This window comes from Mesorhizobium sp. 128a (assembly GCF_053848025.1).
This window is the reverse complement of sequence record NZ_JBSPKY010000008.1, coordinates 17,697-37,582: the sequence shown is the minus strand read 5'-3', so window position 1 is coordinate 37,582 and position 19,886 is coordinate 17,697. Positions and strand designations below refer to the sequence as shown.

General features: G+C 61.8%; 21 protein-coding genes and 1 tRNA gene. 12 read left to right on the top strand and 10 right to left on the bottom strand.

Features of this window, described 5'->3' with window-relative positions; all coding sequences use genetic code 11:
- Nucleotides 1–117: 117 nt before the first annotated feature.
- On the top strand, nt 118–1,017 hold the full coding sequence (locus ACWTU9_RS15020; protein WP_455858956.1) for a LysR family transcriptional regulator: 900 nt from the start codon (nt 118–120) through the stop codon (nt 1,015–1,017).
- Between the two features lie 392 nt (nt 1,018–1,409).
- On the opposite strand, the gene ACWTU9_RS15015 is transcribed toward ACWTU9_RS15020, so the two are convergent.
- On the bottom strand, nt 1,410–1,553 hold the full coding sequence (locus ACWTU9_RS15015; RefSeq protein WP_142865062.1) for a DUF1127 domain-containing protein: 144 nt from the start codon (nt 1,551–1,553) through the stop codon (nt 1,410–1,412).
- Nucleotides 1,554–1,604: 51 nt separating this feature from the next.
- On the bottom strand, nt 1,605–1,745 hold the full coding sequence (locus tag ACWTU9_RS15010; protein ID WP_455858955.1) for a DUF1127 domain-containing protein: 141 nt from the start codon (nt 1,743–1,745) through the stop codon (nt 1,605–1,607).
- A 235-nt stretch (nt 1,746–1,980) separates the two neighbouring features.
- Here ACWTU9_RS15010 and ACWTU9_RS15005 point away from each other — a divergent pair, with 235 nt between their 5' ends.
- The 3 genes from ACWTU9_RS15005 to ACWTU9_RS14995 all read left to right on the top strand — a co-directional run bounded on the left by ACWTU9_RS15005 (nt 1,981) and on the right by ACWTU9_RS14995 (nt 5,200).
- Complete coding sequence (locus ACWTU9_RS15005; protein ID WP_455858954.1) at nt 1,981–3,093, top strand: DUF2157 domain-containing protein; 1,113 nt, start codon at nt 1,981–1,983, stop codon at nt 3,091–3,093.
- Nucleotides 3,090–3,674: a GDYXXLXY domain-containing protein gene (locus ACWTU9_RS15000; protein ID WP_455858953.1), complete on the top strand. Its 585-nt coding sequence runs from the start codon at nt 3,090–3,092 to the stop codon at nt 3,672–3,674. The genes ACWTU9_RS15005 and ACWTU9_RS15000 overlap by 4 nt, the downstream gene beginning before the upstream one ends.
- Before the next feature lie 77 nt (nt 3,675–3,751).
- Complete coding sequence (locus ACWTU9_RS14995; protein ID WP_455858952.1) at nt 3,752–5,200, top strand: aromatic amino acid lyase; 1,449 nt, start codon at nt 3,752–3,754, stop codon at nt 5,198–5,200.
- A gap of 100 nt (nt 5,201–5,300) precedes the next feature.
- Here ACWTU9_RS14995 and ACWTU9_RS14990 read toward each other — a convergent pair.
- Nucleotides 5,301–5,383 (bottom strand) — tRNA-Leu (locus tag ACWTU9_RS14990).
- Between the two features lie 339 nt (nt 5,384–5,722).
- On the opposite strand from ACWTU9_RS14990, the gene tig reads away from it, so the two are divergent.
- From tig to ACWTU9_RS14970, 4 genes are all read left to right on the top strand, one after another.
- The gene (gene tig / locus ACWTU9_RS14985) at nt 5,723–7,198 is read left to right on the top strand and encodes a trigger factor (protein ID WP_455858951.1); all 1,476 of its coding nucleotides are present in this window, start codon (nt 5,723–5,725) and stop codon (nt 7,196–7,198) included.
- 290 nt (nt 7,199–7,488) lie between these two features.
- Complete coding sequence (locus tag ACWTU9_RS14980) at nt 7,489–7,842, top strand: c-type cytochrome (RefSeq protein WP_455859140.1); 354 nt, start codon at nt 7,489–7,491, stop codon at nt 7,840–7,842.
- A gap of 48 nt (nt 7,843–7,890) precedes the next feature.
- Nucleotides 7,891–8,823: a heme o synthase gene (locus ACWTU9_RS14975; RefSeq protein ID WP_455858950.1), complete on the top strand. Its 933-nt coding sequence runs from the start codon at nt 7,891–7,893 to the stop codon at nt 8,821–8,823.
- A 378-nt stretch (nt 8,824–9,201) separates the two neighbouring features.
- On the top strand, nt 9,202–10,020 hold the full coding sequence (locus ACWTU9_RS14970; protein ID WP_455858949.1) for a DUF2189 domain-containing protein: 819 nt from the start codon (nt 9,202–9,204) through the stop codon (nt 10,018–10,020).
- Between the two features lie 54 nt (nt 10,021–10,074).
- On the opposite strand, the gene ACWTU9_RS14965 is transcribed toward ACWTU9_RS14970, so the two are convergent.
- From ACWTU9_RS14965 to ACWTU9_RS14935, 7 genes are all read right to left on the bottom strand, one after another.
- Nucleotides 10,075–10,548: an aminoacyl-tRNA deacylase gene (locus ACWTU9_RS14965; RefSeq protein ID WP_455858948.1), complete on the bottom strand. Its 474-nt coding sequence runs from the start codon at nt 10,546–10,548 to the stop codon at nt 10,075–10,077.
- 196 nt (nt 10,549–10,744) lie between these two features.
- Nucleotides 10,745–11,143, bottom strand: coding sequence for a cytochrome C oxidase subunit IV family protein (locus ACWTU9_RS14960; RefSeq protein WP_454574190.1), 399 nt, complete (start codon nt 11,141–11,143; stop codon nt 10,745–10,747).
- Between the two features lie 9 nt (nt 11,144–11,152).
- Nucleotides 11,153–11,875 (bottom strand): heme-copper oxidase subunit III family protein, encoded by a 723-nt coding sequence (locus ACWTU9_RS14955; protein ID WP_455858947.1) that lies wholly within the window; start codon nt 11,873–11,875, stop codon nt 11,153–11,155.
- 13 nt (nt 11,876–11,888) lie between these two features.
- The gene (locus ACWTU9_RS14950) at nt 11,889–12,593 is read right to left on the bottom strand and encodes a cytochrome c oxidase subunit 3 (protein WP_455858946.1); all 705 of its coding nucleotides are present in this window, start codon (nt 12,591–12,593) and stop codon (nt 11,889–11,891) included.
- Nucleotides 12,590–14,359 carry a cytochrome c oxidase subunit I gene (ctaD, locus tag ACWTU9_RS14945; RefSeq protein ID WP_455858945.1) on the bottom strand — a complete coding sequence of 590 codons (1,770 nt, stop codon included), beginning with the start codon at nt 14,357–14,359 and terminating at the stop codon, nt 12,590–12,592. The genes ACWTU9_RS14950 and ctaD overlap by 4 nt, the downstream gene beginning before the upstream one ends.
- Before the next feature lie 24 nt (nt 14,360–14,383).
- Nucleotides 14,384–15,268, bottom strand: a complete 885-nt coding sequence (locus tag ACWTU9_RS14940; RefSeq protein WP_455858944.1) for a cytochrome c oxidase subunit II — start codon at nt 15,266–15,268, stop codon at nt 14,384–14,386.
- Nucleotides 15,269–15,425: 157 nt separating this feature from the next.
- A complete protein-coding gene (locus tag ACWTU9_RS14935; protein ID WP_455858943.1) occupies nt 15,426–16,352 on the bottom strand; it encodes a DMT family transporter in 927 nt (308 codons plus the stop codon).
- A 175-nt stretch (nt 16,353–16,527) separates the two neighbouring features.
- Here ACWTU9_RS14935 and ACWTU9_RS14930 point away from each other — a divergent pair, with 175 nt between their 5' ends.
- From ACWTU9_RS14930 to ACWTU9_RS14915, 4 genes are all read left to right on the top strand, one after another.
- On the top strand, nt 16,528–17,445 hold the full coding sequence (locus tag ACWTU9_RS14930) for a LysR family transcriptional regulator (protein WP_455858942.1): 918 nt from the start codon (nt 16,528–16,530) through the stop codon (nt 17,443–17,445).
- A 216-nt stretch (nt 17,446–17,661) separates the two neighbouring features.
- Nucleotides 17,662–18,438, top strand: a complete 777-nt coding sequence (locus tag ACWTU9_RS14925) for an alpha/beta hydrolase (RefSeq protein ID WP_455859139.1) — start codon at nt 17,662–17,664, stop codon at nt 18,436–18,438.
- 105 nt (nt 18,439–18,543) lie between these two features.
- Nucleotides 18,544–19,254, top strand: coding sequence for a GntR family transcriptional regulator (locus tag ACWTU9_RS14920; RefSeq protein ID WP_455858941.1), 711 nt, complete (start codon nt 18,544–18,546; stop codon nt 19,252–19,254).
- A gap of 91 nt (nt 19,255–19,345) precedes the next feature.
- Nucleotides 19,346–19,876 carry a flavin reductase family protein gene (locus ACWTU9_RS14915; RefSeq protein WP_455858940.1) on the top strand — a complete coding sequence of 177 codons (531 nt, stop codon included), beginning with the start codon at nt 19,346–19,348 and terminating at the stop codon, nt 19,874–19,876.
- Nucleotides 19,877–19,886 lie beyond the last annotated feature (10 nt).

Here is a 19,886-nt window from a genome sequence, read left to right as displayed (position 1 = left end):
TGTTGAGGATATTTTATATCCTTAAGGACAATTAATATCCATAATAACTGGACAGTAAAGCACCGCGCACATGGGATGCGGACATAAGGCTTATGCCGAAATCGAATGAGGGCAAGGATGGACGTGGTATCGGCATTGCGGGCGTTCCTGCGGGTGGCGCAGACAAAGTCCTTTTCCGCCGCCGCGATTGACCTCAATCTGACGCAGCCGGCCGTATCCCGGCAGATTTCCGCGCTGGAGGCGCGTCTGAAGACGCGCCTTCTGCATCGCACGACGAGCGCACTTGCCCTGACGGTCGAGGGTGAAAAGATGCTGCCGATGGCGCTGCGCGTCATCGAAGCGGTCGAAGCGCTGAGCGAAGCCGGCGGCGCAGAAGGCGCAACCGTGTCTGGAAAAGTGCGGCTTAGCCTGCCCACGCCGCTCGGGTTGTTTATCGGCGACCGCCTGACAGGGCTGCTGGAGAGCCATCCATTCCTTGCCGTCGACCTGATCTTGCGGGAAGAACCGTCAGATCTGGTCGCCGATGCCATCGATCTCGAGGTACGCCTCGGGCCGGTCAGTGACAGCAGCCTGATCTGTCGCCGGATCGGCTGGACGACCGCCTTTCTCGTCGCGTCGCCCTGTTACCTCAAGGGACGGGATCCACCGCAAGCGCCGAAAGACATCAAGGATTATCGCTGCATTTGTTGCAGCCGCGCCGGCGACGGCCGGTCATGGTCGTTCTCCGACGGGGCGGATGATATTGTTCTGCGGATTGATCCCCGCCTGGTCGCCAACAATTCAATGGCTGTCCATCGGGCAGCGCTGGCCGGGGCCGGGCTTGCAGTGCTGCCCCATATCCTGGCCGGCCCGGACATCGAAGCCGGCAGGTTGGTCAAGGTGATGCTGGATTTCCCGCCGACGCGGCTGCCGATCAACGTCGTCTATCCATCGCGCAAGAACATACCGCTACGGGTTGCAACGGTGCTCGACTTTCTTGTCCAGTCCGTCCGCGAGGATGCTTTGATGGGGGCATAGGCGCCTTGGTCGACTGCTTGCTCAGCTGAAAGCCTGCCCGGAAACAACAACACCCGCCGGGGGAGGAGGTCCGGCGGGTGTCGTTTTGGGGGCCGATCCTCGGGAGGAGGTGGGGATCGGCCGTATTCGTCATCGCCGGGGAGGAGGTCGGCTTTGACGAAATTCAGTTCGCCGGATCAAAGGGGGGCGAAACCCCTGGGAAGACGAACTGCGTTCGCTCAGGAAAGACGAACTTCGTTCGCTACGAGACGAACTTCGTTCGCTCGGGGAACAGCGCCCGCCGCGGGAGGAGGTGCGGCGGGCGCCGTTTTGGTGGTCAACCCTTGGGAGGAGGTAAGGGTTGGCCGTATTCGTCAGGGTCGGGGAGGAGGTCGACCCTGGCGAAATTCTTGTTAAATCGTCGCCTTGCGGGCGATGATCTTGATCTCGTCGCGGACGATGCCGAGATCGTGGAGCTGGCGGTTCGAAAGGCGACCCAGCTCGGTAACGGTGTCGCGATAAACGCGCCAGTTACGGTAGTTGCGGATCAGGTTCATTGTCGGTCTCTTTTTCTAAACTGGTTCGGACCATTTGCGGCCCGAAGAGGATTAGACCGCCTTGCGGGCGACGTAATGGATGTCGCTGCGGCTGATGCCGAGGTCGGTCAGTTCACGGTTCGTCAGGCGGCTCAGCTCGGAGACGGTGTCCCGGTAGCGGCGCCAGTTGCGGTAGTTGCGGATCAGGTTCATGGTAGTGCTCGTTTCGTCTTTCGTACGGATCATTCCGTTTGTGTACGAACAGAAAGTAGGTGTGATCATATCGATTTAAAAGCGCTATTGGCGCATGGCAGCAATGCAAATTGTGCAATGCAACATTAACGCGCGTTCACGGCTTCGACATAAAGAAACCAGAATCGGAAAATGTCGTAGCGTCAGCGGTTTGACTGGATCGGCTGACATCAGGCTGAACTTGGGGGAGACGACGATGGCGAGCTATTCGTCACGGGTCAGGGCGGATATCGGGCGCTGGCAGCAGGCCGGCCTGATCGATACGCCGACGGCCGATGCGCTGACGCGCGATATCGAGGCAAACGAACGTAAGTCGCTGAGCTTCGGCACCATATTGGCGATGATGGCCGCACTCCTGCTCGGCGCGGCGATCCTGCTCTTCGTCGCCTCTAACTGGGAAGCAATCCCGCGCCTGGTGCGGGTTGCGGCACTGTTTGCCGTCATTCTTGCTGGGTACGTCGGCGGCGCGGTGTTGAAGACGCGCGACCATGCGGCGATCGGCGAGGCGCTGTGGATCGTTGCCGCCGCGGCTTTTGGCGGATCGATCGCGCTGATCGGCCAGATGTATCATCTCACGGGTGACGAGGCCTCGGCCATCGTCACCTGGGGCATCGGCACGGCGATAGCAGCGGTGGCGTTGCGCTCGAACCCGCTGACCGTCGCTGCCGTCGGCATTGCCATTGCCTGGCTCTTCGTGCGCGCATTCAACTTTTACGACCGGGCTGAATTCCTCAATTTCTTCGTCATCATGGCACTGGTAATGTTCGTCGTCTCGTTCTGGACGCGCAGCCAACCGGCCCGGCACCTGATCCTGATTTCGTTCGTTTTCTATATCGCGGCACGCGGCATCGACCACAACACGTTGCAATGGGCCATCCCGCTGGTCGTGGTTTCGGCGATGCTTTTCGCCGCCGGCATCTTCGCTGCCGAGCCGGCCGACAGGATCTTGCAGCTCGGCGGCCGGTTGCCGCTGCATGCCTTGATCGGCTTCCTGACCGGGCTTGCGGCCATCCAGGTCGATCTGGGCGATCACTATAGTTTCAACAGCGGTTTTGCCGTCGCCTCGGTCGTAGCGCTGGCCGGAATTGTCGCGGCGATCGTGCTGGGCGGGCGCGAGAGCAGGGGCCTGCGTTGGGTCGCCTATGCCGGCTTTGCCTTCGAACTCGCCATCATCTACGTGGTGACCTTGCAGTCGATGCTCGACACGGCAGGCTTCTTCCTGGCCGCCGCGGTGCTCTTCGGCATCCTGGCCCTTGTCATCATCCGCGTGGAAAAGCGCATGAAGGCCCCGGAAGGAGCGGCAGCATGATATCGGGAAAGAAACTTGTCATCTCGGCGCTGGTGCTGGCGCTGGTGCAGATCGGCTTCCTGAGCTGGATCATCGCCGGCCGCGCGGCGATCCTGCGCAATGGCAAGGAAGTCTTGCTGAAGATCGAGCCGGTCGATCCGCGCGATCTGCTGCGTGGCGACTACATCATCCTTGGCTACGAGATATCGCGCTTGCCGGTGAAGCTGATTGCCAACATTCCAGCCGGCCAGAACACCAGCGACAACACGCCGATAGTGGTTCGGCTGAAGCCGGGCGCCGATGGTTATTCGCATGCGACAACCGCCTGGTTCGGCAAGGCGCCGACGCCGCCGGCAGCCGACGAGGCCGATATTGTCGGCCAGGTTGCGCCGGGCTGGACGCTTGACGACCCCGAGGCGACGATCGCGCCGCAGTACGGGATTGACCGCTTCTACCTGCCGGAAGGCAAGGGCATGGCGATCCAGGATGACATGCGGGTGCGGCCATTCGGGGTGCGCATCGCGCTCGCCAGCGATGGCGAGGCGCAGATCAAGGCGCTGATGGACGGCGACAAGACGTTGTTCGAGGAGCCGCTCTACTAGATAAGACGTCACTCAGGGCATGGATTTCGGTAAACATCGATCGCTTCGCCCAACTGCAACAGAACCGGCGAAGAACCATGACCATTACGCTGACGACGCGCGACGACATCAATCTCGACGCGGTCTTCCGTGTCGCGTGGAAAAACGACACGGTTCAAATCAGCGACAAGGCCTTGCAACGCATAGGGGAATGCCGCGCTTCATTTCTGAAACTCATCGAATCCGATCCGCCGCCGGTCATCTACGGTGTCACCACCGCCATGGGCGAACTGGCGAGCCGCAAGCTCGAACGTGACGAGCGCGACCGTCATGCGCGCATCAAGGCATATGCTGCCGCCACTTCCTTCGGCGAGCCGCTGCCGGACCGTGTCGTCAGGGCGATCGTGCTGGCCCGGCTGACCAATTTCATCGAAGGCAACGCCGCCACCACGCCGCGTATCGCGCAGGCCGTCGCCGCCATGCTCGACGGCGGTCCGATGCCGCTGGTGCCGTCGCGAGGGCAGGGCGGCGCCGGCGAGATCCTGGCGCTCTATCCGCTGTTTGCCGGGCTTACCGCTGGCCTGGAGCTCGAAGTGAAGGAGCGGGGTTCGCTGATCAACGGCTCGCCTTGCGCGGCGGCGCTGGTGGCGGATGCGGCGCTGGCGGCGCGCCGCCGCATCGACATGGCGCACAAGGTGTTTGCGCTGTCGATCGAAGCGTTTCGCGCCCCGCTCGAGCATTATGATGCAGCGCTCGACAGGCTCTGGGGCGACGAACACGAAGCGGCTGCCCTGCGCGGCTTGCGGCAGTTTCTGGTCGGCGCCGGCGATGGGCGGCGCAATTATCAGGCGCCGGTCAGCTACCGCATCGTGCCACGCGTGATCGGCCATGCGCATCGCGCGCTGGCAGGCGCCGAGCAGGCGGCCACCGTGTCGCTGGCTTCGATATCGGACAATCCGGTCTACATTCCACCTGACGACGCGCATCCGCTGGGACGCTGCATTTCCACCGGCGGCTATCACAATGCCATGGCGACGCCGGCGCTCGACGATCTGGCGGCAATCTGGGCCGATCTGTGCCTGCTCTGCGACCGCCACGCCTCGAAACTGCTGAACGGCAAGGTGTCGCTGCTGCCGGACCTGTTGATGACCGGGCGGCACTGGGCCGACAGCGACGGCCACGGCAATGTCGGCTATGTGCCGATGGCGATCACCGGCTATCTTGAACAGGCCAAACTCGCGGCGCAACGGACCTTCATTCCGGGAACTGAGTCGGCCGGCGCCGGCCAGGACGACGTCGCCACCACGGCGTTCTTCGCCTGGACCAAGGAGGCGACCGCCGGCCGCTGCCTCGATGCGGCGATGGCCATGCTGGCGATGATCGCCTCGCAGGCGCTGTATGTGACCGAACGCACCGCACCGCCGGCACTGCAGGGCTTTGTCGCCGATATCAGGAAGATCGTGCCGCCCGTCGAGGCCGATCGGGTGCTGGGGCCTGAACTGGCCAAGCTTGCGGAGTGGTTCACCGGGCGGGTGTTTGAGGCGTAGGGCGTCGCGCCAGTCCTCCTGCGCCAAGGCTTCGGAGGACACCCTTCGCTCTATCAAGCTCCCGGGTGGCCTGCCACCCGAAGCTCGATAGAGCGAAGGGTGGTGCGGGTAGAGGGACTCGAACCCCCACGATCTCTCGCCAGAACCTAAATCTGGTGCGTCTACCAATTCCGCCATACCCGCGCCGGCCGGCAATCCCATGTAGCCATCATTCTGTCAATGTCGGGGCGAAAATGGCGGTCATCCGCTGCAACGCGAAGATGGTTGAAAATTGGCCTCGCCTGTGACAAAAGGCGTGTCAAATGTGACGGGACGCGCCGATCCGCTTCTGCAGAATGTGATAAGAAGTAGGAAAAACAAGAACTTATTCACATCTTGGAACGCAGTTTGGAAGAATTTGAGCCGTAATTTCGGTCAAATCGCCAGGTTCCGTACCAAAAGCCATTCCCGGCAAGATTGTACCGGCAGGCTGTGAACGGCAGAGGCCGTGGCAGTCTCATTGGTGAAGATAAAGGTTTTACGATGCAGGTCACCGAAACGCTCAACTCCGGTCTCAAGCGCGAGATCAAGATCACCGTGCCGGCCGGTGATATGGAAGCCAAGCTGATGGCGCGGCTGTCCGACGCCAGGGACAAGGTCCGCATCAACGGCTTCCGTCCGGGCAAAGTGCCGGTCCAGCACCTGCGCAAGGTCTACGGCAAGTCGTTCATGGCCGAAGTGGTCAACGAGATCCTCAACGATTCGACCCGTTCGATCATCACCGGCCGCGGCGAGAAAGCCGCCATGCAGCCTGAAGTGATCATGACCGAGGACGAGAAAGAGGCCGAGAAGATCCTGGCCGGCGGCGCCGACTTCGAATTCCGCCTCAACTATGAGGTCATCCCGGCGATCGAGATCAAGGACTTCTCCGACATCAAGGTGACTCGCCAGGTGTTCGAAGTGCCGGACTCAGAGATCGACGAGCAGGTCCAGCGCGTTGCCGAATCGGCGCGCAGCTTCGAGCCGAAGACCGGCAAGGCGGCCGAGGGCGACCGCGTTTCGATCGACTATGTCGGCAAGATCGACGGCGAGGCTTTTGCCGGCGGCGCCGGCACCGACCAGCCGCTGGTTCTGGGCTCCAAGGAATTCATCCCGGGTTTTGAGGACCAGCTGATCGGCTCCAAGGCCGGCGACGAGAAGCAGGTCACGGTCACGTTCCCGGAAAACTACCAGGCGGCGCATCTGGCCGGCAAGGAAGCCACCTTCGACGTCACCGTCAAGGAAGTTTCCAAGCCCGGCGCGCTGGAAATCAATGACGAGACGGCCAAGAATCTCGGCCTGGAATCGCTGGAGCGCCTGCGTGACGTGGTGCGCGGCCAGATCGAGAACCAGTTCGGTTCGATGACCCGCCAGAAGGTCAAGCGCCAGCTGCTCGACCAGCTTGACGCGGCCTATTCGTTCGAGGCGCCGTCGAAGCTCGTCGATGCCGAGTTCAACAACATCTGGACCCAGGTCAACCGCGATCTCGAAGCCGCCGGCCGTACCTTCGCCGACGAAGAGACGACGGAAGAAGAGGCACGCGCCGAATATCTGCGCCTTGCCGAGCGCCGCGTGCGCCTCGGCCTGGTTCTGGCCGAGATCGGCGAGAAGGCCGGCGTCACCGTTTCGGACGAGGAATTGCAGCGCGGCCTGTTCGAGCAGGTGCGCCGCTACCCGGCCAACCAGCAGCAGGAAGCCTTCGAGTTCTACCGCAGCAACCCGGAAGCGCTGAACACGTTGCGCGCGCCGATGTTCGAGGAGAAGGTCGTCGACCATCTGCTCGGCCAGATCTCGGTCACCGACGTCAAGGTCAGCAAGGAAGAGCTGATGGCTGACGACGAGGAGGCCGACACCGCCAAAACCAAGCCGGCCAAGAAGGCCGCTGCCAAGAAGGCCGACAAGGCTGAAAAGGCCGACGACGCGGAAGAGCCGAAGAAGAAGGCTGCGCCGAAGAAGAAGGCCGCCAAGGACGCTGAATAAGCGCCTGACGACAAAATCAGAAAAGGCCGCCCTTGAGGCGGCCTTTTTCGTTGTGGCGGACGTGCCTTTGAGCCACCGCAGACCACCTAAACCTTTGTACGGTCGACATGTTCTACCTGCCGGCCAGATTCTGTGGTAGGTAGGTTCTGCAATTCCATTTGGGGGAAGAGTGAGAATCCGTTCTACTGTGCAACGCGCATGCTGGCGGTATCGGCATGCGCAGATCGTCTCGGGCAAATTTTGACGATCAGGGAGGAAATGCCATGCGCTTGGTTGCGTTTTTCGCTGTCATGTCTGTTGCAACCTTCATCGCCAGTCCATCGCGGGCACAGGATGCTGCGGCAGGCGAGAAGGTCTTTACCAAATGCAAGGTCTGCCACGTCGCAGACCAGGACACGAACAAGATCGGTCCGTCGTTGCACGGCGTTATCGGCCGGACGGCCGGCACGCATCCGGATTTCAAATATTCTGAAGCCATGATCGCTGCCGGGGCATCCGGCGTCAAATGGGATGAACCGACGCTGACCACGTACCTTCACGATCCCAAGGCCATGGTCAAAGGGACGAAGATGGCGTTTCCCGGCCTCAAGAAGGACGAGGACATCGCCAACGTCATCGCCTACCTGAAGCAATTTTCCCAGTAGCTTGGCTTTTCGGCCGGCCAGGCTGCCGTTTTCCATTGGTCATCTCAAATGTCGGTCAAGGAAAGCCTCAAGGAAACCGGCGTCCGCATCTCGGAAGCGACGGCCGGTGATTTCTTTGCGCTCTTGAAGCCGCGGGTCATGGCTCTTGCCGTCTTTACTGCTTTCGTCGGTCTGATGGTGGCGCCCGGCGCGATGAACCCGGTCATCGCCTTGATTGCAATCGGCTCGATTGCGACCGGTGCGGGAGCGGCCGGGGCCCTCAACATGTGGTACGACTCAGACATCGACGCGCTGATGTCGCGTACGTCAAAGCGGCCGGTTCCGTCGGGCCGCGTCACGCCGGGCGAAGCCCTCGGCTTCGGCCTGGCGCTTTCGGCGTTTTCGGTCATGACGCTCGGCGTGCTGGTGGGATGGCTTGCCGCGTCGCTGCTGGCCTTCACCATCTTCTTCTACGTCGTCATCTACACGATGTGGCTGAAGCGATCGACGCCGCAGAACATCGTCATCGGCGGCGCGGCGGGTGCCCTTCCGCCGATGATTGGCTGGGCGGCCGCCACTGGCACCGTCGGCATCGAAAGCCTCATCCTGTTCCTGATCATTTTCCTGTGGACGCCGCCGCATTTCTGGGCGCTCGCGCTGTTCAAGGCCGGCGACTACGCCGCTGCCGGCATCCCGATGATGCCGAACGTGGCCGGCCAGGCCTCGACCAAAAGGCAGATCTTCGCCTATTCGCTGCTCCTGGCACCAATCGGCGTGCTGCCTTGGGCATTCGGGCTCACAAGCGCGTTCTATGGGCTTGTTTCGGCTGCATTGGGGGCGGGTTTCATCTGGCACGCCTGGAGGGCCCTGGTCATCCCCGACAAGCAGATGAAGCCGGCAAAGGTGCTGTTTGCCTATTCGATTTTCTATCTTTTCGCGATCTTTGCCGTGCTGCTTGTCGACACAATCGCGATGCGCGCGTTCATCCCAGCCGGAGGTTGACGGTATAACCGCTGTTCTTGGGATACTTGCCGGATCGAGACGGCAGGTGGGTGATCGCTGCACCGAAAACGTTGCATATCAGGATCGGGTCACGATGGCAGAGCACAGAATCCCAGGATCAGCAGAGCGACGACGCCAAGGCCGAGTAGCAGAATGGTTTTTCTGTCCATGACCGACACCATCGATTTGAGAGGATATCGAAGAAAGGTCTCAAGAGCCAGCGCATGACCTTGCGAGCCTTTGTGACAAAGGGGCGACAAGTTCCAGGCAATCGAGTATGTTGATTTCGGTGCAGGTCGCGGTTTTGCGTGGCCAGTCATGCAGAACGGCAGCACCGTGAAACCGCGACCTTGCCGGACCTGGTCTGGAGGAACGGGCATGACAAGTTTTCACGTGATTGCAGGCGCCAGCGAAACGCTGGAACACACCAAAATTCGAAAAATCGGTGTTTCCGATCTTCTCGATGCGCTCAAGCGCGGGGTTGACGATTTCATGGTCAAACCGTCGCACATCGTTTTTCTTTGCCTGATCTATCCGCTTGTCGGCGTCGTGCTCGCTGCCTGGACTTCGGGCGCCAATGCGTTGCCGTTGTTGTTTCCGCTGGTGTCCGGCTTTGCGCTGATCGGTCCATTCGCGGCGATCGGCCTCTATGAGATCAGCCGCAGACGAGAAGCCGGGCTCGACACCTCCTGGAAGCACGCTTTCGAGGTCAGGAATTCTCCGGCCCTGCCAGCCATCGCGGCGGTCGGGATCATGCTGGTTGCAATCTTCATCGCCTGGCTTTTGACGGCGCAGGTTTTCTACCAATATCTCTTCGGCCCGGCTCCGCCGGAATCGATATCCGGCTTCATCAATGAAATATTCGCCACCGGACGCGGTTGGTCTCTGATTATCATGGGGCACGCCATCGGCTTCGTCTTCGCCGCGGTGGTGTTGTGCACAACGGTCGTCGCCTTCCCATTGTTGCTCGACCGCGATGTCGGCGCCTACGAAGCCATCCACACCTCGGTGCGAGCGGTGCTGGTAAACCCGATCCCCATGGCTGTCTGGGGACTGATTGTCGCCGTCGCCCTGATCATCGGCTCGCTGCCGGTGTTTGCCGGGCTGGCGGTCGTGCTGCCGATCCTCGGTCACGCCACCTGGCATGTCTACCGAAAGGTTGTGGAAGCGCCGTCGCCGGTCAGGCCGACGAGTTGACGATATCCGGCTGGCCTGCACCAGCGAGAGTGCTGGTGCAGACGGTTGATTTTTTCAGTAGGCAGCGTGGCTGAAGCGGGCGTGACGTGCGTCCATGGTCAGGTTGTGGAAATCCTTGCCGCTCACATGCACCAGCGTCCTGTGGTCGCCGCCCTCGAAATAGATGTCGGCGGCTTCGCCGAGGCTGTCGTCGAGGATCACCGGGACATCATAGGCCGCGCCGATCGGTGGGATGGCGCCGGTGTCACAATCGCCGAAGAGCGAGACCACCTCGTCTTCGGAGGCGAGTCCAATACGCCTGTCCATGACGTCCTGCAGTGTACCGAGCTCGATTCTATGCGTGCTTGGGACCACGGCCAGCGCATAACCGAGCTCGTGGTGAACGACCACCGATTTGGCCATCATGCTGCCGGGCACATGCGCGGCAATGGCGGACTGCCTGCTCGTCGATGTGCGATGATGGGCGACGGTGTCGTAGGAGATTCCTCTCCCGTCAATGTAGTCCTTCAGTCTGTTTGCGATCGTCATCTTCGGCCTCCCTGCTGGAGTTCGCGGCGCATTGGAAACGAAGGCAATCATTCTCCTCCGATCGTTTCCGATAATAGCAAGATGGATCAGCCGCCGCTTGTTTCAAGGCAGCAGCAGCTCGACCTGGATCGCAGTCAGGATCCTGCGGTTCCTGACTGGAAATGCCGCGGGCGAAGCCTCAAATCCGGATTGCGCGTCAAGGCCCGGCCCCGAAAAACGACATCCGGGTGAGAAGCGTGTAATCCGCTTCGAAGAGCATCATCGCCACGAACACCAGTATCAGAACCGGCGGCAGGATGATCGCATATGCCAGCGCCAGCCGCTCCCAGGCCATGTGCATGAACACGGCCACGATCAGCCCCGCCTTGAGGATCATGAAGATCAGGATAAGCGACCACCTGAGATAGCCGTGAATGCCTAGATAGTCGACCATGTAGGAGCAAGCGCTGAGGATGAACAGCCACGCCCAGACCACCAGATAGAGCTTGATCGGGTGTTCCTGATGAACCTCCGCGACGCCGGTCGCTGGCGCGTCATGCGCATGACCAGCGTGCAGTGCGGGTTGCCCCAGGCCGTTTGCGGTTGCTTCAGCCATGTCAGCCTCTCACCAAAGATAGAAGAATGCGAAAATGAACACCCAGACCAGGTCGACGAAATGCCAGTAGAGCCCCATGATTTCGACGTTCTCGTAGCGACCCCTGCGGCTGGTGAAGAAACCGGGACGTCCGACGTCGTAATCACCACGCCAGACCTTGCGCGCCACGATGATGAGGAAGATCACCCCGATCGTCACATGCGTGCCGTGGAAGCCGGTGATCATGAAGAAAGTCGAACCGAACTGTGCCGCGCCCCAGGGATTGCCCCAGGGCCGAACCCCTTCGGTGATCAGCTTGGTCCATTCGAAGGCTTGCATGCCGACGAAGGTCGCGCCGAGCGCCGCCGTCAGAAGCATGAGGATTGCCGTTTTGCGGCGATCGCGGCGATAGCCGAAATTGACGGCCATGGCCATCGTTCCGCTGCTCGAGATAAGCACGAAGGTCATGATGGCAATGAGGATCAATGGAATGTCCGAACCGCCGATACGAAGCGCAAAGACCTCGCTCGGATTGGGCCACGGCACGCGCGTTGAGATGCGGGCGGTCATGTAGGAGAGCAGGAAGCAGCCGAAGATGAAGGTGTCGCTGAGCAGGAAGATCCACATCATGGCCTTGCCCCAGGACACGTTCTTGAACGCGCGTTGATCCGAGGACCAGTCGGCGGCGATGCCATGCCATCCCGCCGGCCGCGGCTCCGTCTGGCTGGTATGCGTCAGTGTCGTCTCAGCCATGCTCTCAGACCTCCTAGGTCAGTAACTGCCGGCAAATGTCGATGAACGTCGCGGCCCAGCCGGCCAGGAGAATGAAGATGGCGAGCCAGACGAAAAGCAGGAAATGCCAGTACATGGCGCACAGTTCGACGCTGAGGCTAAGCCGCTCCGGCCGCGCTCCGTTCCAGGCGCCGGCGGTTGTCCTGCTCAGGCCCACCAGCCCGCCGATTATATGTAGGCCGTGCATCCCGGTGATCAGGTAGAAAAAACTGTTGGCCGGATTGGAGGCCAGAAAATAACCGTCGGCGCTCAGATCCCGCCATGCCAGGAGTTGCCCGACGAGGAAGGCGAGCGCGGTAAGCCCGGCCGCGGCAAGGCCGAGCCTGACCGTGTCGATCTGGCGCTTGCGCGCCGCGACAGAGGCGCACTGCAGCGCGATGCTGCTCAGGACCAGCATGCCGGTGTTGAGCCAGAGCAGGCGGGGCATCGGCAGCGGCTGCCAGTCCGACAGCGCCATACGCATGAAGTACGCGCTGGTGAACAGCGCGAACAGGCAACCGACGACGGCGAGGAAGACACCCAGGCCGATCTTGGCAGTCGGCAGGCCCGACCGGTCGAAGGGGACAAAATCTTCCGCCAAACCTTGCTCGAGCCATGGCTTGGCCATCAGCCGCTGATGCGAGAGCCACCAGCCGGCAAAGCCGGCGATCACGAGCAGGAAGACCAGGATAACGCTCATGCCGGCTCCCTGGAGGGGCCGAATGTGCCCGGCATGTTTTGCGGAATGAAGTCCTCCTTGGCGCCCGGCACGCTGTAGTCATAGGCCCAGCGATAGACGATAGGCAGCTCCTTGCCGAAATTGCCATGCGCCGGCGGCGTCTGTGGCGTCTGCCATTCGAGCGTCGTGGCCCGCCATGGATTGCCACCAGCCTCGCGGCCATGGCGGATGCTCCAGATCAGATTGAACAGGAACACGACCTGGGCAAAGCCGACGATGAACGCCATGATCGAGATGAACGAGTTCAGGTGATGCGCCGACTCCGTCATGACCGTCACGTCGGTCATTTCGGCGTAGCGCCGCGGCACACCCATCAGGCCGATATAGTGCATGGGAAAGAAGATCAGGTAGGCGCCGAGGAAGGTGACCCAGAAATGGAACCGGCCCAGCGTCTCGTTCAGCATCCGGCCGGTGACCTTCGGATACCAGTGGTAGATCGCGCCGAAGATAACGAGGATCGGGGCAACACCCATGACCATATGGAAGTGGGCGACGACGAACATCGTGTCCGACAGCGGGACGTCGACGACGACGTTGCCGAGAAACAGCCCGGTCAACCCGCCATTGACGAAGGTGACGATGAAAGCCATGGCAAAAAGCATCGGTATGGTGAGATGGATGTCGCCGCGCCACAGCGTCAGCACCCAATTGTAGACCTTGATCGCGGTCGGGATGGCGATGATCAATGTCGTGGTGGCGAAGAAGAAGCCGAAATAGGGATGCATGCCGCTGACATACATGTGGTGCGCCCAGACCACGAAGCTCAGCGCGCCGATGCCAACAATGGCCCAGACCATCATCCGGTAGCCAAAAATGTTCTTGCGCGCGTGCGTGCTGATCAGATCGGAGACGATGCCGAAGGCCGGAAGCGCCACGATGTAGACCTCGGGGTGGCCAAAGAACCAGAACAGATGCTGGAACAGGATCGGGCTGCCGCCATTGTGCTGCAGCTGTTCGCCCATCTCGACGACTGCGGGCATGAAAAAGGAGGTGCCGAGCGCGCGGTCGAGCAGCATCATGACGCAAGCGACGAACAGCGCCGGGAAGGCGAGCAGCGCCATGACGGTGGCGGTGAAGATGCCCCAGACAGTCAGCGGCAGGCGCATCAGCGTCATGCCGCGCGTGCGGCCCTGCAGCACCGTCACCACATAGTTCAGGCCGCCCATGGTGAAGCCGATGATGAACAGGATCAGCGAGACGAGCATAAGAATGATGCCCCATTCCTGCCCGCCGGGCGTGCCGGTCATGATGGCTTGCGGCGGATAGAGCGTCCAGCCGGCACCGGTCGGCCCACCAGGCGCAAAGAAGCTCGACACCAGAACCAGCACCGCAAGCAAATAGATCCAGTAGCTCAGCATGTTGACATAGGGAAAGACCATGTCGCGGGCGCCGACCATCAGCGGGATCAGGTAGTTGCCGAAGCCGCCGAGGAAGAGTGCCGTGAGCAGGTAGATCACCATGATCATGCCGTGCATGGTAATGAACTGGTAGTAGGCCTCAGGGGTGATGAAATCGAAGGTGCCCGGGAAGCCGAGCTGCAGCCGCATCAGCCAGGACAGCACCAGCGCGACCAGGCCGATGGCCGTTGCGGTTGCCGAATACTGGATGGCGATGACCTTGGCGTCCTGCGAGAAGACGTATTTCGTCCACCAACTGTGCGGATGGTAGAGTTCGATTTCCGCGACTTCGGCGGGCGGGACGGCATCTGCAGGCGTGATATCGACCATCTAGGAGCACCTCCGTGCCCTTTTTCAGCGGGACCCGACAGTTTCGAGTTTTGCCGCAACTTTCAAAGCTGACACCGTCGCGTTGCCCGGCGCCTGTTCTGCCGAGCCCGTCTGCTGGGGCGCCGACAATTGCGCGAACGTCTGCTGCTGGTCGAGCCAGGCCACATAGTCTTCCTGGGTGTCCACCATGACGATGCCATGCATCATCGGATGCCCCTGGCCGCAGAGTTCAGCGCACAGGACCTGGAAGGTTCCGGTCTTGGTCGGGGTGAACCAGAAATAGGTGACCGAGCCCGGGATCATGTCCATCTTGGCGCGGAATTCCGGCACGTAGAAATCGTGCAACACATCGATCGAGCGCAGCAGCATCTTGACCGGCTTGCCGACCGGCAGATGCAGGTCGGCCGCTTCGACCACGACATCGTCCTGGCCGTTGGGGTCCTTGGCGATCACGCCCAGCGGATTTTCAGCGGTGACGTCACGGGTGTCGGATGTGCCGAGCTTGCCGTCCTTGCCTGCCAAGCGGAAACTCCACTGCCATTGCTGGCCGACGACTTCGACCACGGTTGCGTCGCTTGGAACGTTGACGAACTGGCTCCAGACGAACAGCCCGGGGACCAGCATGGCGGTGACACCCACTCCGGTGACGATCGTCAGCCACCATTCGAGCCGCTTGTTCTCCGGTTCGTAGGCCGCCCGGTTCCCCTCCCGATGACGGAAGCGGAAGACGCAATAGGCCATGAACAACACCACGGCGGCGAAGACAACGCCGGTGATCCAAAAGGTGATGATGATGGTGTTGTCGATATAGTCCCAGTTCGAGGCAATCGGAGTCCACCACCATGGGCTCAGGAAGTGGAACAACACTGAGCCCACGACGATCAAAACGAGTACAACCACGATGGGCATGTCCCGTTCCTCCCGGTATTTCAGGGGGCGCGAAGCCGTCCCGGGAAAATACCGAGTGCATCATGCGTGATTTGCGATCGAAATTCTAGAGCCGGCTGTGGAAGGGGCAAAAAATCGCTTTTGCGGCGGTGGACCATGCATGGCTGGTGACACCGGATCAAAGCGCCTTGATGACGATGCAGCCGGCCAAAAGCAGCACGACACCGGTGAGCCGCACGCCTGAGACGAACCGCTGCGGCAGCCGAAACCAGCCGAATGTGTCGACGAAGATGCCGGCAACCTGCTGGCCGGCCACCGTCAGGCTGACGGCTACCGCCGCGCCGATGACGGGGATGGCGGTGAACACGGTCGTGACATAGGTCGCGCCGGCAAAACCTCCGAGCCAAGCCCACCAGGGCATCGATGACAGGCCCGCTAGGCGAGGGCGAGGCGTCTTCGTCACGGAAAGCGTGGCCAGAAGCACGGCGGCCATGACCAGCATCGCCACCAGGAATGAAATGGTGCCGACCGCGAATGGCGCGCCGCCGAGATCGTGCCGAAGCAGAGCGTTCACCGCGCCTTGCACCGGAAGCACGGCGCCTGCCAGCAGCGCCAGTCCGATCCAGCCCAGTTTCGAGGGCGCGAGATTGTCGGCCGCGCCCTTCTGTCCCAGAACGATGAGGGTAGCGCCTGCAAGCACGACGAGCATGCCAAAGGCTGGTCCGGCTCGCAGTCCGGCTTCGGGGATCCCGAGCCAGCCGAATGTGTCGAGGGCGAAGGATGCAAGCATCTGGCCGGCGATGAACAGCCCGACCGACACGACGGCGCCGAGGCGAGGGAACAGGAGAATGGTCGAAACGACGTAGAAGGCCGACGCCATGCCGCCGATCGCGTGCCACCATTCGGTGTTGCCGAGGGCGAGCAGCGCTGGCGTCGTTCCGGTGAGGGCCGTGATCGACAGCAGCACGACCGCGCCGATCGCAAGCTGAAGCGTGGTCGCGGCAAAGGGCGAGCCGACTGCCTTTGAAAGCTGGGCGTTGGCGCCGGCCTGTACCGCGAGCAGAGCGCCGGCGACGAGCGCCAGGGGGATGAAAAGGATGTCCATTTTTGTTCTCTGAATTTGGAGCGTGTGAGCGTGCGTGTTCTTCGTCGTCGGCTCCATATGGCGTGCGCGCTGATGCAGATCGATCTGCCGATTTGCCGGTTGATCCTGCATTTTTGCACAGGTAAGACTTTATTTGGCTCGCAAGCCGCGACTCTTTCCCTATCTATCTGCGAAAATGCACAGCTCTCGCGACCACATCGACTGGGAAGATCTCCGCATGGTGCTCGCTGTCGCCGACGGCGCATCACTTGCGGCGGCAGCGCGGATCCTGGGCGTGAACCACACCACTGTGCTGCGGCGCGTCAACGCGTTCGAGGCGCGGCTGGGCATCCGTCTTTTCGACAGGCTGCCGAGGGGCTATACGCTCACCGCCGGCGGCGAGGAGTTGCTGGGTGCCGCGCGCGCAATGGCCGAGACGGTCAATGAACTGACGCGCAAACTGTCGGGGCAGGATCTCAGGTTCGAAGGCACGCTGCGGGTGACCACCACCGACACGCTGATGGTGTCGGTGCTGCCGCCGATCCTGGCGGCGTTTCATGAGCTTCATCCCGGCATCCGGGTCGAGGCGATGACGCAGAATACCATCGCCGATCTGACGCATCGGGATGCCGATGTGGCGATCAGGCCGGTGTCGCAACCGCAGGAAATTCTGGTCGGCAGGCGCATTTCCGGAGTCGCCTTCGCTGCCTATGCGGCGCGCGCCTATGCCGAGACGCTGCCAGCGGAGCCGACATTCGATTCGCTGCGCTGGATCGCGCCAGATGACAGCCTGGCCAACACAGGCGTCGCCCGCTGGATGCGGTCGTCGCTACCCGATGTCGAGATTGCCTTCCGCGCCGATTCCCTGGTGACGATGTCTCATGCCGCCGGCGCCGGCATGGGGGTCGCCGCATTGCCCTGCTATCTCGGCGACAGTCTGCCCGGGCTTGTGCCGGTCGGAGGGTTGATCGAGGAGATCGGCTCGGCGCTCTGGGTGCTCGTGCATGACGATTTGCGCCGCACGGCGCGCGTCCACGCCTTCACCAAATTCGTCTCCACCGAGTTGCAGCAGCAGCGCGATCTGCTGGAAGGCAGGCTCGGTGCCGGCGCTTGAGATGCATGCCAGCTGAAAAGCGCGCGTTCGGATTCAGCCCCCGCAAAAGGCCCCGAGCTCGGCGAGAGCCGAGGCATGCGATCACGAAGCGGTGACGGCCGTAACGGAGCCTCGGCAGGCTGCGAAGACTGGAGGTAGGCGCCGGGCGAAGCATTTGCGGCGCGTCACAGCGGAAGTCTGGGCGCGATCCGCCAACCTCTCAAGGAATCCATGACCATGATAAATCGGCGTACTTTCTCCACCGCGCTCGTCGCTGGGGTGGCGACGAGCCTATTGGCCGGCTCTCGCGCGACGCGAGCGCAGACGGCCGCCAAGGTTCGCAATGTCGTTCTGGTCCATGGCGCCTATGCGGACGGCTCGTGCTGGTCGGAGGTGGTCGGCCTGCTGCAACGTGCCGGCCTCAACGCAACCGTCGTCCAGCATCCGCTGACCACGCTGGAGGCTGGCGTCGAGGCAACGCGGCGTGCCATCGCACTCCAGGATGGACCGACAGTCCTTATCGGACACTCCTTTGCCGGCATGATCGTCACCGAGGCAGGAATGGATCCAAAGGTTTCCTCGCTCATCTATGTCGCGGCGCGCGCGCCGGATGCGGGCGAAGATTACACGGCGCTCGCCAAGACTTTTGCGGCGCCGCCCGCCTCCGCCGGGCTTGTCTGGTCCGAAGGCTATGGCAAGCTCGGCGAGGAGGCTTTCCTGCGGGATTTCGCCGGTGGTATTCCTCGCGAGAAGGCGCGCATCCTCTACGCCGTCCAAGGGCCGATCTCGGACAAGCTTTTCACCGGACGGACAACGCAAGCGGCCTGGCGCTCGAAGCCAAGCTGGTATGCGGTCTCGACCGAGGACCGCACCATCAATCCGGATCTCCAACGCTTCATGGCAAAGCGCATGAACGCAAAGACCATCGAAGTGAAGGCAAGCCATTTGTCGTTGATCTCCCACCCGCACGAGATCGCCGGGCTCATCTCGCAAGCAGCCGGATCGCTCAGCTAGCGAGGATAGCGCTAGGGCGGCACGGAAATCAGCCGCCCCGGAGACGCATTTCCAGCAGCAGTTCAAGCTTGAGTCTCTTGACGACAACATGTATACATTTTGTCTATGATGGAGCGACATCAATCACAACGCCCTGCCATAGGGCAACGCGCCGATGCTGCGCAGGACGTGGTCTACCGTTGGCTGAAGCAGCATGTGCTCACCTTGCCCAGCCGCGAGGGGGCGTTCCTTACAGAGGCAGAGGTCTGCCGCGAGACGGGAACGTCGCGGACGCCCGTGCGGGAAGCGCTATTGCGGCTCGAAGCAGATGGCCTCCTACAGATTTGGCCGAAGAAGGGCGCCTATGTTCCGCCCATCACCGAGGCGGAGATCGAAGCGATCATGCAGGCCCGCAGCCTGGTGGAGGAGTGGTGCGCAGGGCAGGCAGCCGGCTTTGGTGGCACCCTTGCCGTGGAACTCGATAGGCTGATCTCCCGGCAGGCGGAGGTGCTGCACGATCCCGTTGCATTCATCGAATGCGACCGGGAGTTTCATCGCACGATCGTACGCGCCGCCGGCAATCCGGTGCTCGCCGACTTCTATGAGAGCCTGCGTGACCGCCAATTGCGAATGGGCGTCCACGCCATGATGCTCTCTGGCGGGCGCGGCGACAGCGTGCTCGTCGAGCACACTGCGATCGTCGAGGGCATACGCTGCGGGCAGCCCGACCAGGCGGCAGCAGCCGTCGCAGAGCATTTGGCGCGGACCCTCGTTGCATTGCGGCTGCCGGTGGCGGCAAGCTGGGGTGCAGGGTTTGGCAGTCGCGGGCAGTTATAGAAACAGGTCGGCAATGGGCAGGCAGTGCTGCAACAGATTTGGGTGAATTGATTTTGATGACATAGCAGATCGGTGCCGAGAGGGGTCGGGCATGAATATCGAGACGGCTTTCGACGTGCGCGCGTTCCGGCAGGCGTTGGGACAGTTTCCGACGGGCGTCTGCGTCATCACCGGTTTCGCCGACGGGGTGCAACTCGGCATGACGATGAGCTCGTTCAACTCGCTGTCTCTCGACCCGCCCCTCGTCCTATTCAGTATCGACCGTCGTTCGCCGAGCCTGCCACTGTGGCAGCAGGCCGCCACTTTCGCGGTCAATGTTCTTGCCGAAAACCAAAAGGACATTTCCAACCGCTTCGCCAAGCCCCTTTCCAACAAATGGGAAGGGGTGCGGTTCGAGCAGGGCCGCTCTGGCGCCCCAGTGCTGCCCGGCACGGCGGCACTGTTCGATTGCGAGCCGTGGGCCAGGCACGAAGCCGGCGATCACGTGCTGTTCATCGCCAGGGTGAAACATTTCCGGTCCTTCGCCGAACGGCAGCCGCTGGTTTTCAGCAAGGGACGCTACGCATCATTGCAGCCAACGGAATTCACGGCGCCGCTTTGGCCGCTCGACATCCACTACTGATCGCGGAGGG